This window comes from Pseudomonas sp. PDM26 (assembly GCF_019219185.1).
In the GTDB taxonomy this organism is placed as follows: domain Bacteria; phylum Pseudomonadota; class Gammaproteobacteria; order Pseudomonadales; family Pseudomonadaceae; genus Aquipseudomonas.
On record NZ_JAHUWC010000003.1, the window covers coordinates 162,900 to 178,247 of the forward strand.

The window sequence follows — 15,348 nt, forward strand, 5'->3', positions numbered from 1 at the left end:
GCTCATCGTGTCGCAACAGGCCGGGCTTCAGGCGGTTGCCAGCCACCACCCAGCGACTTGAATGCCACAACCGCCGCTCGTGCCGATTCCGTTCGTGCTTGAGCCCGGGCATCAGAAGCCTGCAGCATCGTCTCGTCAGCGTGCAGGACATCGATCAGGCTGGCCGTGCCTTGCTCATAGGCAATGAACGACGATTGGCGAGCCTGTGTCAGAGACGCCTCTCCAGCGGTGAGAATGGTTGCTTGAGCTTCCCGATTCACCAGTGAGGACAACGCGTTCTCGACATCCTCGGTGGCGCGCAGCACTGACTGACGGTAAGCGGCCAGGGTTTCGGCTTCCTGTCCCTTGGCCTGGTCGATTTGGGCGTTTATGCGACCGAAGTCGAAGAGTCTCCAGCGCAGTCCCAATACGCCCGCCGACTGGCTGGCGCCGCCGGTAAAAAGGTTGCCGGCGGATACGGCCGTGGCACTGCCCAGCAATGCGCTAAGGGAGAATTTCGGGTAGTACTCGGCAATCGCCTCCCCGATGCGTGCGTTTGAGGCCGCAAGACGGCGCTCAGCCACAATGAGATCTGGTCTGCGACGCAGCAAATCGGCCGGCGTTCCCATCCCCCTTATCTGCGGCGCTACAGGAATGCTCCCCGCACTTGCCAGTTGCGTGCGGTGAGTGCCTGGCGGCGTGCCGAGCATTACATCCAGCGCATTCATGGCAGCATCCAGACCGGTCTGCAGGACCGGCACTGTCGCTTGGACCTGCGATAGCTCCCCCTCGGTCTGGCGAACCTGATAATTGGCGGCGAGCCCCTTGCTGTAGAGCAATTGGACTTTCTCTAACAAATCCTGCTGCGTTTTGACTTGCCGATTCGCAATGTCCAGCCGGGTCTGCAGTCCGCGGACAGTGATGTAGATATCAGCGGTCTGCGCGGCGATGGCCAACCGTGTGGCAGCGACGCCCGCCCGGGAAGCCTGGTACTCGGCCAGAGCAGCCTCGCGTGCGCGGCGCAATCCGCCAAAGACATCGGCCTCCCAGCTGGCATCGAGGTTGGCCTCGTAGGAACTTGCGTACCGATCATTGCCTGGCGTTGAGTTCAACACCTGGCCGAGCGGCGTTTCGATTGACTGGTAGGAGCGCGCGGCCTGTGCGCTGATGTTCCCTGAGGGGAGTAAAGCGGCATTTGTAGCACCTAGTCCGGCCCGCGCCTGCGTGACTCGCGCCGACGCCTGCGCCAGGTCCAGGTTCTGCTCAAGCGCCTTGGAGATGAAGTCGGTCAGCACTGGATCACCAAAGCCTTCCCACCAGGCGACAAGGCTGGTCGGCGTCGCTCCACGCCGCTGTTCGACAGAAGGCTGACCCAAGTAACGATCCGAAAGCGGAGCGTCTGGACGATGGTAGTCCGGACCGACCGCGCAACCTGCCAATAAGCCGGTGCAGACCAAAAGAGCGATGGGGCGGAGGGGAGGCATTGAGAGTCCTTCAATAGAGGATGTTTGTGACCATATTACGCAATAGTCACACTCTGTCAATTGAGGTGCTTTGAGCGAATTTTTGGTTTTGCTTAGTAAAAGCGGCGGTTTATGTGTCGAACTTGAGACGCTGGATGTTTCATGGGTTGTGACCATTGACATATATGGTCACTAGACTGAGAATGTGGCGATCGTCCTATTTTCAAGTGAAGGGAACCTATGCGCCGGCTTCGACCTTTCCCCATTGCCGCTTGCTTGTTGCCTCTCGTACTGACGGCATGTGGCGACTCATCCACCGTTGACGATCCACGCACGCATGCCCCTTTGGTGAGGTCCGCTGCTGTTCAGGCTTCGTCCGACGTCTCGCGCTCTTTCACAGGTGTTGTGGTGGCCCGCGTCCAGGGCGACCTTGGCTTTCGGGTATCAGGCAAGGTACTCGAGCGTCTGGTTGACACCGGTCAGACCGTTAAACGTGGTCAGCCACTCATGCGCCTCGACCCAATCGACCTGGGGTTGCAGGCGCGAGCACAGCAAGAGTCGGTCATGGCCGCTCGGGCCCGAGCCAGGCAGACAGCAGATGACGAGGCTCGATATCGCAACCTGGTCGCCGCAGGTGCTATTTCCGCATCGGCCTATGACCAGATCAAAGCCGCAGCGGATACCGCAAAGGCGCAGCTTGGCGCCGCTGAAGCGCAAGCTGATGTAGCCCGCAATGCTTCTGGTTATGCGGTGCTGTTGGCGGATTCCGACGGTGTTGTGGTGGAGACGCTCGCCGAGCCCGGACAAGTCGTCAGCCCGGGACAGCCCGTGGTTCGGTTGGCGCGGGCAGGGCAGCGCGAAGCGATCGTGCACCTGCCCGAGACGTTGCGCCCCGCAGCAGGATCCACCGCGCAGGCGACGCTTTATGGCAATGCCGCGGATGCTGTTACAGCGAAGCTGAGGCTGCTTTCTGACTCGGCCGACCGAATGACACGTACCTTCGAGGCGCGGTATGTGCTTGAGGGCGCGCTGGCCAATGCACCGATAGGTTCGACCGTCACGCTTCGGATCGCTGAAGGCACCACGCAAGGGCAGGGGCTGCAAGTACCGATCGCTGCCGTTTATGACCCAGGCCAAGGCGCTGGCGTGTGGGTCATCGCCGGTACACCGGCGAAGGTGGCCTGGCGACCTGTACAAGTCCTGGGCTTGAGCGACGACACCGTGCGAGTCGCGGGCGACCTCAAGGTCGGCGAGCAGATTGTAGCGTTAGGCGCACATCTGTTGCGCGAAGGTGAAGAGGTGAGATTGCCTCAACAGGATGACGTCAAAGTTGCCGGGGGTCGTCCATGAGCGAGGGGCGCTTCAATCTTTCCGCGATCGCCGTTCGTGAGCGCTCGATCACGGTGTTTCTGATCTTCCTGATTGCCGTTGCGGGCATCTTGTCGTTCTTTCAGCTGGGGCGTGCGGAAGATCCTCCGTTTACGGTCAAGCAGTTGACGGTCATTACCGCGTGGCCGGGCGCCACGGCGCAGGAGATGCAGGATCAGGTAGCAGAGCCACTTGAAAAACGCCTGCAAGAACTGAAATGGTACGACCGCACGGAAACCTATACCCGTCCTGGCCTTGCTTTCACGATGGTGTCACTGCTCGATAGTACGCCGCCCTCGCAAGTGCAGGAGGAGTTCTATCAGGCGCGGAAAAAACTCGACGACGAGGCCAGGAAGCTGCCGGCGGGTGTCATCGGGCCAATGGTCAACGACGAGTTTTCGGACGTGACATTTGCGCTTTTCGCCCTGAAAGCCAAAGGCGAGCCGCAGCGACTGTTGGTGCGTGATGCAGAGTCGTTGCGCCAACAACTGCTGCATGTGCCGGGCGTGAAGAAGGTCAACATCATTGGGGAGCAGCCCGAACGTATCTTTGTTTCCTTTTCGCATGATCGGTTGGCCACCTTGGGTGTATCTCCTCAGGACATCTTTGCCGCGCTGAATAATCAAAACGTGCTCACGCCCGCCGGTTCGATCGAAACCAATGGGCCGCAGGTCTTTCTCCGGCTGGATGGCGCCTTCGATAAGGTGCAGAAGATTCGTGACACGCCCATTGCGGTTCAGGGGCGCACGCTCAAGCTCGCCGACGTGGCGACGATCGAGCGTGGGTATGAAGATCCGGCAACCTTTCTCGTGCGCAATAACGGTGAAGAAGCCTTGTTGCTGGGGATCGTGATGCGTGAGGGTTGGAACGGCCTTGACCTCGGCAAGGCGTTGGACGCGGAGACGGTCAAGATAAATGAAGGCATGCCGTTAGGCATGACGCTCTCCAAGGTCACCGATCAATCTGTGAATATCGGTTCGGCGGTCGGCGAGTTCATGGTCAAATTCTTCGTCGCGCTGCTTGTGGTGATGCTTGTCTGCTTTCTCAGTATGGGCTGGCGGGTAGGCGTTGTCGTCGCTGCGGCTGTGCCGTTGACGTTGGCCGTGGTGTTTGTGGTGATGGCGGCCACTGGAAAGAACTTTGACCGTATTACCCTCGGCTCGTTGATCCTGGCGCTCGGCCTGCTGGTGGACGACGCCATCATCGCTATCGAAATGATGGTGGTGAAAATGGAGGAGGGCTACGACCGCATCAAAGCCTCCGCGTACGCCTGGAGTCATACGGCCGCGCCGATGCTTTCCGGTACGCTGGTGACGGCTATCGGCTTTATGCCCAACGGCTTCGCGCAATCGACAGCCGGCGAGTACACCAGCAACATGTTCTGGATCGTGGGCATCGCCCTGATTGCCTCCTGGGTGGTTGCGGTCGCTTTTACCCCGTACCTGGGGGTGAAGCTGTTGCCGAACATCAAGAAGGTAGAGGGTGGTCACGCGGCCATCTACAACACCCCTGGCTACAACCGCTTCCGCCAGGTTTTGACGCGGGTCATCGCTCGCAAATGGCTGGTGGCCGGCACTGTCATCGCTGCGTTTGTCGTGGCGATCCTCGGCATGAGCCTGGTCAAGAAGCAGTTCTTTCCGACCTCGGACCGTCCCGAGGTATTGATTGAAGTGCAAATGCCTTATGGAGCCTCCATTGCGCAGACCAGCGCGACCACCGCCAAGATAGAGGCCTGGCTGCAAAAGCAGGCTGAGGCAAAGATCGTCACGGCCTATATCGGGCAAGGCGCGCCGCGCTTCTATCTGGCAATGGCGCCGGAACTCCCTGATCCGTCGTTCGCGAAGATTGTGGTGCTGACGGACAGCCAGGAGGCGCGCGAGGCCCTCAAGTTCCGTATCCGCGAAGCGACGGCCGAGGGGCTTGCGCCAGAGGCGCGTGTCAGGGTGACTCAGCTTGTGTTTGGTCCGTACTCGCCATTCCCTGTTGCCTACCGGGTGATGGGACCTGATCCGTCAAAGTTGCGCGAGATCGCGGGCCAGGTACAGGACGTGTTGCAGTCGAGCCCGATGATGAGAACCGTCAACACCGATTGGGGACCGCTGACGCCGACGCTGCATTTCGCTCTGGATCAGGATCGCCTGGAGGCGGTGGGGTTGACGTCGAATTCAGTCGCGCAGCAATTGCAGTTCCTGCTGGCCGGAGTACCGATCACCGCGGTTCGTGAGGACATTCGTTCGGTGCAGGTGGTTGGTCGCGCAGCGGGTGATATCCGGCTCGATCCCGCCAGGATAGAAGGCTTTACGCTGGTAGGTGCGGCGGGTCAGCGGATTCCGTTGTCTCAGGTGGGCGCGGTCGATGTGCGTATGGAAGATCCGATCCTGCGGCGTCGCGACCGCACGCCGACCATCACCGTGCGTGGCGACATTGCCGAAGGTTTGCAGCCTCCGGACGTATCGAGCGTGATCATGAAGGAGCTGCAACCAGTCATCGACAAGCTGCCTGGTGGATACCGGATCGAGCAGGCGGGTGCAATCGAGGAGTCGGGCAAGGCCGGTAAAGCGATGTTGCCGTTATTCCCGATCATGATTGCCCTGACGCTGCTGGTCATCATTGTGCAGGTCCGTTCGATCTCGGCGATGATCATGGTGTTCCTCACCTCGCCACTGGGATTGATTGGCGTGGTGCCGACACTGCTCATCTTCCAGCAGCCGTTTGGTATCAACGCTCTGGTCGGTCTGATCGCGCTGTCGGGCATTTTGATGCGCAATACGCTGATTCTGATTGGGCAAATTCATCACAACGCGCAAGAAGGGCTGGACCCGTTTCACGCAGTAGTCGAAGCCACGGTACAACGTGCTCGCCCGGTACTGCTGACAGCGCTGGCGGCCATCCTGGCATTCATTCCGCTGACACACTCCGTCTTCTGGGGGACGCTGGCCTACACGCTGATCGGAGGCACCTTCGTCGGAACCATCATGACGCTGGTGTTCCTGCCAGCGATGTACGCCATCTGGTTCAAGATCCGTCCTGACAATACGGGTCAAACTGAAGCAGCAAATAAGCAGGCAAGCCTGGTGGACAGGGCGCCACCCCGTCCTCTCGCCGCTCACCAGACTCTGTAGGAGCGAGCTTGTTCCGGGAGGGGGGGTATAGGTGCGCAACCCGAGCGCTGTCTTATGAAGAAGTACTAATTTATGATGCCGCATTGATAAATCTGGAAACGGCATCATGAGTACACGTTCCGACCTCCTGGCCAGCGCTGAGGTTCTGTTGCGTACCAAGGGCTACGCAGCTTTCAGTTATGCCGATCTGGCGGAAGACATCGGTATCAAGAAGGCGAGTATTCACCACCACTTTCCCACTAAGGAAGGTCTGGCGGTTGCCATCGTTGAGAGTTATCTGTTCCGGTTCAAGATTCAGCTGGAATGCATCAATGATGAAAATACCGGCATTATCGATCGGCTCAATGCCTTCGCCTTGATGTTCGCACAAAGCAGTAAAAACGCGATGCTTCCACTCTGCGGCGCTCTGGCGGCGGAGTTGCTGGCTTTGCCTGAAAGCCTGAAGGAATTGACGCGGGACTTTTTCGAAATCCATCTCAATTGGCTTCAGGCCAATATCGCACTGGGCCAAGCGGCAGGGGAACTCAAAGCCGAGCTGGACGGCGTGAAGGTTGCCAGGTTCATCTTGAATACGTTGGAAGGCGGCAGCTTTGTATCTTGGGCGCTGAACGACAATTACGAACAGTCTTCTGGATTTGATTTCATTTTAGATGGACTTCGGGTTACCGAAACGCATCACTGAGGTTCGATCAGCCTTTTTCTGCGTCATAAAACGACCGATTCGGCCCCTGCTGGCTCGGTCCGCTTTCCCGCCCTGTAAGTGGTTTCAGCCACTTGGCTCACACTCTCTGAGTTCTTTTTGCGCGCACTCAATCTGACGAGCGGACGCCTGGTCTCGCATTTGGGTTGCGGATACCTGGCCATGTCTAAACTTGCGGTGTGTGACCCGCAGATATCCCTGTTCAGAAACTATTTCGAAGCTGTTTTTTGGGCGATTGGTTATAAGAAGAATAATCTGTTGATTGGCAACCTACTAGTTGGTAGGCTTGTTTCTCTTTCGGGTCAAACGCCCGGTCCATCCGAAGAGGAACGAACGCATGAGCAACAACCTGAATGGTATCGATGTCGCCGCACTCCAGCAGTTTGCCCAAGGCGTTGCTGAGGATGCGACCAAGCGCCACGCGAGCTTCAACGTCAAGACTCAGTGGAAAGGCCAGACTCGCTCTGTGGCCAAAGTCAATCGCTACAGTCTGGCCGGTGAAACCTATTCGCGGGATTTCGAGATCGTCGCCGATGAGCCTGATGAATTGCTGGGCCAAAACACTGCGCCTAATCCTCAAGAGCTGCTGATGGCCGCTCTCAACGCCTGCATGTCGGTCGGTTATGCCGCCAACGCCGCGATGATGGGTATCAAGATTCATAGCCTGGAAATCGAAACGGACGGCACCCTCGACCTGCGAGGCTTTCTGGGCCTCGACGAGAGCGTCAACCCAGGTTACGACGAAGTGAGTGTGGTGATTCGACTGCACACCGACGCCTCCCGTGAGCGCGTTGAAGAGCTGCACAAAGTGGTGCTCAAAACCTCGGTCAACTACGCCAACTTCTCGAAAGCCATCCGCATGGTGCCAACCCTCGAAGTGCGTGAGGGCTGATTCGCTCGTTTCAAAGAGATTCAAACCTTGCGTGCACCAGCAGGCAGCCAGCCGCCTTGGTGCCGACCCTGATCAGTTCTGGATAACCGGAGTCTGCAATGAACGATTTTTTCAAAGGTAAAAAACTGCTGGTTGTCGGTGGCACCAGTGGCATGGGCCTGGAAACGGCCCGCATGGTGCTCAAGGCAGGCGGCAGCGTAGTGCTCACCGGCAGCAGGCAAGACAAGGCCGATGCGGTGCGTAACGAGCTGAGCCCGCTGGGCCCAGTGTCGGTGATTGTCGCCAACCTGATGACTGAAGAGGGCATGAATTTCGTTCGTAAGGAAATCAATGCCAACCATAGCGATATCAGCCTGATGGTGAACTCCGCCGGGATCTTTATTCCCAAGCCGTTCACCGAGCACGATGAGGTCGAGTACGACATGTACCTGTCTCTCAATCGTGCAACCTTTTTCATCACTCAGGCCGTGGTCAAGAACATGCTGGCCGCGAAGCTTGAAGGGGCAATTGTCAACGTCGGCTCCATCGGTGCACAGGCCGCATTGGCAGGTTCGCCGGCCTCTGCCTACTCCATGGCAAAGGCAGGTTTGCATGCGCTGACACGCAACCTGGCAATTGAGTTGGCTCACTCGGGTATTCGGGTCAACGCTGTCTCGCCAGGGATCGTTCACACCTCGATCTATGAAGGGTTCATGGACAAAGAGGCGATCCCGGAAGCGATGAAGTCGCTGAACGATTTCCACCCGTTGGGACGAGTCGGCGTTCCCGAAGATGTCGCCAACACCATCCTGTTCCTGCTGTCGGACAAGACGTCCTGGGTGACCGGCGCAATCTGGGACGTGGATGCCGGAATTATGGCTGTTCGGGCCTGACCACAGTGGCGAGCGCGGCCTGATGAAAGCTCCCATCGCGGGCAATGCTGTTCACTTAAGGAAATTGTAGGAGCGAGCTCGCTCGCGATGGACTCAAGAGCGCCGCGTTTAGCCAGTAAATACGCGTTATCGTTAACGACCATCGTCGGAACGCCGCCCGGAGCAAGCTCGCTCCTACAGAGAACCACATTCGCGTAACTGAACAACATTTGATCACTGCCCTTGAACGCGAGCTCGGCAATCCGGATTCCGCTGTCGCGATGATGAACACCGTCAGTAAATATGGCCGGGCCGATGGGCTTGATTACCGCTTTGACAGCATGCTGTTTGGCGATACTGCAGATGCCCATGTACTGGTCAGTCGCTGTTTGATCACGGCACTGGGTTGCGCCGCCCTTCATCCACATTGAGAGCGAGATCCAGATGAGCCGTATCGTTGAGTTGAGTGCTCGGCAGTTCGCCCGCTTTGTGGCCAAAGGCGGCAGCGTCGTGCTGTTTTCAGCGTCCTGGTGCAAGCCTTGTCAGGAGATGAAGCCAGTCTTTCATGCTTTGGAAGAAAAGCTTCACTCCCTGGCGGCTTTTGCAAAGATTGATGTGGCGGTGTCTCCGACGATCGCGCAAATGTACGGTATCCGGGCGGTGCCATCCTTGGCGGTGTTCCATGAGGGGCGGTTGCTGCGGGTCATGCCCGGATCCCGTTCAGTTGGAGCCATGAAAAAAGCCATTCTTGCGGAGTTGGAAGAGGCGATTTAACCGGACCTCTTATCTGCGGTGCTGGCAGACCAGGACGCTCTACGATGAAACCACTTATTTGAATGCCTTGCTACGCCGCCGCGTGACACCCGGATCTGATCGAACCCTGGCGCCTAATCCGAGCTATGTACGACTACGAGCAACTCTGCTTGCTCGTCAGACACTGTGCGCAAACGGTGAGATTTCTGCGCATTGAAATGCAGGGCGTCGCCTTCATCCAGGGTCTGCCGTTCGTTACCGAAATCGACTTCGACACGGCCACGAACCACGTAGATGAACTCCTCTCCCAGGTGTTCCTTGAAGGCGGACTGGCCAAACGAGCGTGGCGGGTAGACCAGAAATGGCAACAATGCCCGATGACCGATATGGCGCGCCAGCGGTACGTGAGCCGTTGGTACACCGCCTTCATTGGCCTCGCGCTGCTGGCGTCGAACCAGGCTGTAGCCTTCGGCGGGCACCGCTTCGGTGCTGAACAACTCTTCGGCCTGGGCATTCAATGCCTTGGCCAGTTTGAGCGCCACCGCAATGGAGGGCGAGCTCACACCTCGCTCCACCTTCGACAGGTAGCTCTTGGTCAATCCGGTTTGCCCGGCCAGCTGCTCCAGGGTTATCCCCATCTTCTTGCGCAAAATTCTCAGCTGTACCGCCATCCAACGCTGTTCCTTGAAAAATAATGACACTTGGCTTGATTATGACACAAGGTGTCATTAGGATCACTCTGTGTCCTTGAGAGTCGTTGCAGCGACTCCTTGGCAATTTGAGCTGTTTTCGACCAGGTACTGACCGTGACCACGACCATGCAGACCCCGAAGGATCAACTCGTCACCCTCGCTGAGAAGCAAATGGTGACTGCGCTGATCGATAACGAATATACCCCGAGACAGAAGCTTGCACTCACCTGCCGAATTCTTTTTGACGGCGGCCATGATTCAGGGCTGGCCGGGCAGATCACCGCCCGTGCCGAAACGCCGGGCACCTATTATACCCAGCGCCTGGGCCTGGGCTTTGACGAGATTTGCGGGTCGAACCTGCTGGTGGTCGATGAAGACCTCAAGGTGCTTAAGGGTCAAGGCATGGCGAACCCTGCCAATCGCTTTCACAGCTGGCTCTACCGGGCCCGCCCGGACGTGAATTGCATCATCCATACGCATCCACTGCACAGCGCCACTCTGTCGATGCTGGAAGTTCCGCTCGCGGTTTCTCATATGGACATCTGCCCGCTTTTCGACGACTGCGCCTTTCTCAAGGATTGGCCAGGTGTCCCGGTGGGCAATGAAGAAGGCGAGATTATTTCCAAGGCTATCGGTGACAAGCGCGCCATCTTGCTCTCCCACCATGGCTTGCTGATTGCGGGTGGTTCGATTGAAGAGGCCTGTGTGCTGGCGCTGTTGTTCGAACGTGCGGCCAGGATGCAATTGTTGGCCATGAGCGCAGGGGAAATTCGCCCCATTCCCGAAGCGTTAGGCAAAGAAGCTCACGACTGGATCTCCACCCCGAAACGTCACGGTGCTGCATTCAGCTACTACGCACGGCGCGCACTGCGTGCTCATGGCGACTGCCTGGCCTGACCGTACCTCCACTCATTCATAGAAACGGCAAAGGTGCCTGTATGTCTACTTCTGTAATTCGCGGCGTTATCGGCTACACCATCACTCCATTCGCAGTCGACGGCTCACTGGATCTGGTCGCTTTGGGGCAATCTATCGATAGACTGATCGCTTCCGGCGTGCATGCCATCGCCCCTCTGGGGAGTACCGGAGAGGGAGCTTATCTTTCGGATAGCGAATGGGAGTCGGTTGTCCGCTTCAGCCAGGAACAGATTGCGGGTCGAGTTCCGACTGTAGTCAGCGTTTCAGACCTGACCACTGCCCGTACCGTACAGCGTGCCCAACTGGCTGAATCTTGTGGTGCCACGGCTGTGATGGTGCTTGCGGTCTCTTACTGGAAGCTGACTGATGCGGAAATCGTCGATCATTTCAAGGCTGTAGGTGCAGCCATCAACATCCCGATCATGCTCTACAACAACCCAGGCACCAGCGGCACTGACCTGTCGGTCGATCTGATCCTGCGCATTCTGAGCGAAGTGAAGAATGTCACCATGGTCAAGGAAAGCACTGGCGACATTCAACGCATGCACCGCCTGTTCAAGGCCACAGATGGCAAGGTGGCCTTCTACAACGGCTGCAACCCGTTGGCCCTGGAGGCATTGATTGCCGGCGCTACGGGCTGGTGTACCGCCGCCCCCAACCTCATTCCCGAGCTGAACCTGGCGCTGTGGGATGCCGTGCAGCGTGGAAAGCTGGAAGAAGCCCGTACGCTGTTTTATCGCCAGTACGAAATGCTGGAATACATCACTCGTCGTGGCCTGCCGACCACTATCAAGGCAGGTTTGAAGATGCAGGGGCTTGACGTCGGCGGCCCCCGCCTTCCACTTCAACCGCTCGATACTCAAGGTTGCATCTTCCTGAAAGGGCTGCTGGACGAGTTGGCATCGTAGTCGCTGGTTCGACGCAGCGTATGAGGCGTTCGCTGCCTACAGGGCAGCGAGCGTTGTTATTTTCGTGATTGCGCAAGCGCGATCACCATAGACCTGAATATCTGGAAGCCGAGGGTAAAACGTTGAAAGTCCATTTCGTGATGCACGAGTCCTTCGAAGCACCCGGTGCATTTGAGGACTGGGTAAAAGCTCGCGGTTATCAAGCCACCTATTCCCGCGTCTACCAACATGATGTCCTGCCAGATACCGCAGAATCGTTCGACCTTCTGGTGGTGTTGGGTGGCCCGCAAGATCCGGCGACTACGCTGGAGCAATGCCCACATTTCAATGCCTTGGCCGAGCGGGAACTCATTAGCAAAGCCATCTCGGCCCGGCGGGCTGTGGTTGGAGTTTGCCTGGGGTCGCAATTGATCGGGGAAGCACTGGGTGCCACGTTCAACCACAGCCCCGAAAAGGAAATTGGCAAATTCCCGATTTGTTTAACCCAAGAGGGTTTGGCTAATCCGAAGTTTTCGCACTTCGGGGAAACCCTGGAAGTCGGCCATTGGCACAATGACATGCCAGGGCTCACCCTGGACGCCAGGATCATTGCGTACAGCAAGGGCTGCCCGCGTCAAATCGTTGAATACAACCATCTGGTGTACGGCTTTCAATGCCATATGGAACTCACCAAAGACGTCGTGGAACTGCTGATCCAGGCATCGGAGGCGGAACTGATAACGCTCACTGACCGGCGTTTTGTTCAGCAACCAGCCGCGTTGCGGGCTAACGATTACGATGATATGAACCAGAAGCTATTCGTATTTCTGGACAAGCTCGTTGCCGATTACCAGGCCGAGTAACGACTCAAGACAACGTCGCTGTTTGGGAGGCAGTGGCGTTTGTGTGCCAGCTACGACAGGCCGCTGTATTGAGTCGTTCTCTGCCGGTCATGGCCGTGCAAATAATCAGGCTTTGGCTGCAACGTATTCCGGGTAGTCGGTGTAACCCTTGGCAATGCGATCACTGACACCGTAGTAAGTCGCGCGGTCACCCTCTGCCAGTGGCCAGCCGTTCTGCATGCGCTCCACCAGATCGGGGTTGGCGATGTAGGCCGTACCGAAGGCGATCAAGTCGAGTTCACCTTTAACCAGTTCCGACTCAGCGAGGGCTTGGTTAAACCCACCGGCGGCCATCAAGGTGCCCTTGTAGGCTTCACGGAACGCGGCGCCGAACCCCGGCGGCGTTTCAGCGGCGACGATGGTCGGTTGGTAGTTCAGGTGGACGTAGGCCAGTTCGCGTTCATTCAGCGCTGCCGCCATGCTCATCCAGGTTTCTGCTTCACCTTCGTACACACCAAAGTCATACAGGCGGCCAAACGGCGAGAACCGTACGCCAATCTTCGAGCCGCCGATTTCGGCAGAAATCGCGTCAATGGTTTCCAGCAGAAAGCGCTGGCGATTGGCGATCGAGCCACCGTACTGGTCGGTACGGGTGTTCAAGGCGCTGCTGAGGAACTGATCGAACAGGAACCCGTTGGCGGCCATGATTTCGACACCGTCAAAACCGGCCTCCATCGCCATGCGCGCAGACTTCACAAAGTCAGCGATGACACGTTTCACTTCATCCGTTTCCAGCGCACGGGGCACGCTGGGTTGCACTGGACCGGATTCGCCAGGCTCGATCCAGGCATATACCGTGGTATCGACCGCCGGCTGAGTACCCGAAGAAACCGGAACCATGCCATGCACCGAAATATGGGACATACGGCCAACGTGCCATAACTGCGCGAAGATCTTCCCGCCCTTGGCATGCACCGCGTCGGTGACCTGACGCCAGCCTGGCAAGTGTTCGTCGGCATAAATACCCGGGGTGTACAGGTAGCCACGGGCTTCGTCGGAAATCGGCAGGCCTTCGGTGATCAGCAGACCAGCAGAAGCACGCTGTGCGTAATACAGCGCGGTGAACTCGTCAGGGATGTTGTCCAGGGTCCGGGTGCGGGTCATGGGGGCCATGACGACCCGGTTTTTCAGCGCAGTACCGGAAAGATCGTAAGGGGAGAGCAGCTTATTCATGATGAGTCTCGAAGTCGTTGACAGGTTGAAATTCAGCGTTTGATTTACGACTTATCGAATGCGTCCAGCACATGTGTGCTGTACACCAACGCGGCACCGGCGTTCATGTTGATGGCCACGCCCAGTGCTTCGGCGACTTCTTCACTGGTGACGCCAAGTTTCCTGGCTTCGGCGGCGTGGAAGGCGATGCAACCGTCGCAGCGGGTGGTCACGGCCACGGCGAGGGAGATCAGTTCCCGGGTCTTCGCGTCCAGGTGATTGGTCTTGCCGCCGGCAGCGCCGAGCGCCGCCATGCCTTTCATTGTTTCCGGAGACAGGCCGTTTAGTTCTACCAGGCGAGTATTGATGTCTTTGCGGGTTTGCTTCCAGTCTTGCATGGGATTCTCACAGGGATGGTGTTAATTGCAGTTATCTAAAACTTGCTAATAAACTACCATCCAGTTGGTAGGCAAACAATTCGAGTGGGCTGATGTTCACTATCAATGCAATTTCGCTTGACCTGCAAGCGCTTGCGGCGCGCATCGGCGAGGCCAACGATGGGGTAGTTGCTGAATGAGGTCAGTCCTTCCCGGCCATCAGGTTTGACGTATCCGAGACGCCAGCCTTTGCGGCCATTGGGTTGGACTGGAAGGTAAAGGCCGTCGCCGTCGAAAAGCTTGTAGGCGCGGTCGGTGGCCTTGGCTGAGCGGCAAGTGGCGTTGGAGAATGGGGCAGTAGTGTGCGACATAGGGGGGCTCCCTTTTGTCGAACTGACCTTTATCCCAGGCTCTACCCTTGAAACGGCTGGTACCCACCGGGATTCCACGGAACGCCAAAACGAAAAAACCCGCCTGAGAAGGCGGGTTTTTTCGGTGGTTTCAGAGATTTTGAAAGCCTTCTCTGGAACCTTGTATGGCTCCACGACCTGGACTCGAACCAGGGACCCAGTGATTAACAGTCACTTGCTCTACCAACTGAGCTATCGCGGAATGGCGCGTATCTTACTGATTCAAAAAGGGAAGTCAAGCATCGAATAACAATTGGAGCGAATCAGCGGGACGGGCGGTGGTTTAGCGGCGATTGGCGGTTACCAGGATCGCCCCAGAGGTCTACCATGGCCGCCCGGAAGTGGTGACACGCGCTGCCGGCCATTCGCCGAAAAGGTATGCGCCATGAATCATTTGACCCTCACACCTCGACACCACGGGGTGCACCCATGAGCATCTCTCAGATCAGCCTGCCCAAAGGTGTCGGCCCCCACGCCGAAAAGTTGTTCGACGCCATCACCCAGGCCGGCACCGCTGAAGCATTGAACCGCGCTGGCGGCAAGGCCGAAGGTTTCGTCCTGGGACTGGAAAGCACCAAGGCGATCAAGAGTCAGATCGCCGAATCGCTGTATGTCGCCTATGACGACGCTGCCAGCCAGCGTGCGAGCGAACTGGCTTAACCGCCGAAGGTAATCGTGGCAACCATCAGTTTGGCGTAGAGCGCCGTGGCACCCAATTGCACCAGCCACAGGGCCAGGCCGCCGAGAAACACACCGGCGGCCACTTGCATCACCAGGTTGTTGCCGCGTTTTGTCGGGGCGCGGGGGATGAAGTGATCCAGGTCATCCAGGTCATCGCGGTCAGCGCGAAGGTCATCGTTTTTCATGTGGGTTCTCGAAACA

Annotated in this window: 16 protein-coding genes, 1 tRNA gene and 1 pseudogene; 11 read left to right on the forward strand and 7 right to left on the reverse strand. The window is 57.7% G+C overall.

The genetic code is table 11. The features are described from left to right. Positions 1-2: 2 nt before the first annotated feature. Positions 3-1,463, reverse strand: coding sequence for an efflux transporter outer membrane subunit (locus KW849_RS07775; RefSeq protein WP_218428870.1), 1,461 nt, complete (start codon positions 1,461-1,463; stop codon positions 3-5). Between the two features lie 219 nt (positions 1,464-1,682). On the opposite strand from KW849_RS07775, the gene KW849_RS07780 reads away from it, so the two are divergent. From KW849_RS07780 to KW849_RS07810, 7 genes are all read left to right on the forward strand, one after another. Then, positions 1,683-2,792, forward strand: a complete 1,110-nt coding sequence (locus tag KW849_RS07780; protein WP_218428871.1) for an efflux RND transporter periplasmic adaptor subunit — start codon at positions 1,683-1,685, stop codon at positions 2,790-2,792. Beyond that, a complete protein-coding gene (locus KW849_RS07785; protein ID WP_218428872.1) occupies positions 2,789-5,932 on the forward strand; it encodes an efflux RND transporter permease subunit in 3,144 nt (1,047 codons plus the stop codon). The genes KW849_RS07780 and KW849_RS07785 overlap by 4 nt, the downstream gene beginning before the upstream one ends. A gap of 106 nt (positions 5,933-6,038) precedes the next feature. Further along, complete coding sequence (locus tag KW849_RS07790; protein WP_218428873.1) at positions 6,039-6,614, forward strand: TetR/AcrR family transcriptional regulator; 576 nt, start codon at positions 6,039-6,041, stop codon at positions 6,612-6,614. A 355-nt stretch (positions 6,615-6,969) separates the two neighbouring features. Then, complete coding sequence (locus tag KW849_RS07795; RefSeq protein ID WP_218428874.1) at positions 6,970-7,524, forward strand: OsmC family protein; 555 nt, start codon at positions 6,970-6,972, stop codon at positions 7,522-7,524. Positions 7,525-7,622: 98 nt separating this feature from the next. After that, on the forward strand, positions 7,623-8,396 hold the full coding sequence (locus KW849_RS07800; protein WP_218428875.1) for an SDR family NAD(P)-dependent oxidoreductase: 774 nt from the start codon (positions 7,623-7,625) through the stop codon (positions 8,394-8,396). A gap of 209 nt (positions 8,397-8,605) precedes the next feature. Further along, positions 8,606-8,806 carry a hypothetical protein gene (locus KW849_RS07805; RefSeq protein WP_371319119.1) on the forward strand — a complete coding sequence of 67 codons (201 nt, stop codon included), beginning with the start codon at positions 8,606-8,608 and terminating at the stop codon, positions 8,804-8,806. Between the two features lie 13 nt (positions 8,807-8,819). Beyond that, positions 8,820-9,149: a co-chaperone YbbN gene (locus KW849_RS07810; protein ID WP_218428876.1), complete on the forward strand. Its 330-nt coding sequence runs from the start codon at positions 8,820-8,822 to the stop codon at positions 9,147-9,149. A 113-nt stretch (positions 9,150-9,262) separates the two neighbouring features. On the opposite strand, the gene KW849_RS07815 is transcribed toward KW849_RS07810, so the two are convergent. After that, entirely contained in the window at positions 9,263-9,799 is a 537-nt protein-coding gene (locus KW849_RS07815; RefSeq protein WP_218428877.1) for a helix-turn-helix domain-containing protein, read from the reverse strand. Positions 9,800-9,934: 135 nt separating this feature from the next. On the opposite strand from KW849_RS07815, the gene KW849_RS07820 reads away from it, so the two are divergent. The 3 genes from KW849_RS07820 (at position 9,935) to KW849_RS07830 (ending at position 12,488) form a co-directional block, all read left to right on the forward strand. Then, the gene (locus tag KW849_RS07820; protein WP_218428878.1) at positions 9,935-10,717 is read left to right on the forward strand and encodes an aldolase; all 783 of its coding nucleotides are present in this window, start codon (positions 9,935-9,937) and stop codon (positions 10,715-10,717) included. Positions 10,718-10,758: 41 nt separating this feature from the next. Continuing rightward, the gene (locus KW849_RS07825; RefSeq protein WP_218428879.1) at positions 10,759-11,646 is read left to right on the forward strand and encodes a dihydrodipicolinate synthase family protein; all 888 of its coding nucleotides are present in this window, start codon (positions 10,759-10,761) and stop codon (positions 11,644-11,646) included. A gap of 68 nt (positions 11,647-11,714) precedes the next feature. Next, positions 11,715-12,488, forward strand: coding sequence for a type 1 glutamine amidotransferase (locus tag KW849_RS07830; RefSeq protein WP_256357123.1), 774 nt, complete (start codon positions 11,715-11,717; stop codon positions 12,486-12,488). A 105-nt stretch (positions 12,489-12,593) separates the two neighbouring features. On the opposite strand, the gene KW849_RS07835 is transcribed toward KW849_RS07830, so the two are convergent. The 4 genes and pseudogenes from KW849_RS07835 to KW849_RS07850 form a co-directional block, all read right to left on the reverse strand. Continuing rightward, entirely contained in the window at positions 12,594-13,700 is a 1,107-nt protein-coding gene (locus tag KW849_RS07835) for an alkene reductase (protein WP_218428880.1), read from the reverse strand. A 44-nt stretch (positions 13,701-13,744) separates the two neighbouring features. Continuing rightward, positions 13,745-14,077 carry a carboxymuconolactone decarboxylase family protein gene (locus KW849_RS07840; RefSeq protein WP_108217806.1) on the reverse strand — a complete coding sequence of 111 codons (333 nt, stop codon included), beginning with the start codon at positions 14,075-14,077 and terminating at the stop codon, positions 13,745-13,747. Positions 14,078-14,178: 101 nt separating this feature from the next. Then, positions 14,179-14,427 (reverse strand): annotated as a pseudogene (locus KW849_RS07845) (Arm DNA-binding domain-containing protein); the annotation flags it as partial. Positions 14,428-14,592: 165 nt separating this feature from the next. Next, positions 14,593-14,668: transfer RNA gene (locus tag KW849_RS07850), tRNA-Asn, on the reverse strand. Between the two features lie 227 nt (positions 14,669-14,895). On the opposite strand from KW849_RS07850, the gene KW849_RS07855 reads away from it, so the two are divergent. Next, positions 14,896-15,126 carry a hypothetical protein gene (locus KW849_RS07855; RefSeq protein WP_116582050.1) on the forward strand — a complete coding sequence of 77 codons (231 nt, stop codon included), beginning with the start codon at positions 14,896-14,898 and terminating at the stop codon, positions 15,124-15,126. Here KW849_RS07855 and KW849_RS07860 read toward each other — a convergent pair. Beyond that, positions 15,123-15,332 (reverse strand): hypothetical protein, encoded by a 210-nt coding sequence (locus KW849_RS07860; RefSeq protein WP_057396152.1) that lies wholly within the window; start codon positions 15,330-15,332, stop codon positions 15,123-15,125. The genes KW849_RS07855 and KW849_RS07860 overlap by 4 nt on opposite strands. Positions 15,333-15,348: the final 16 nt, after the last annotated feature.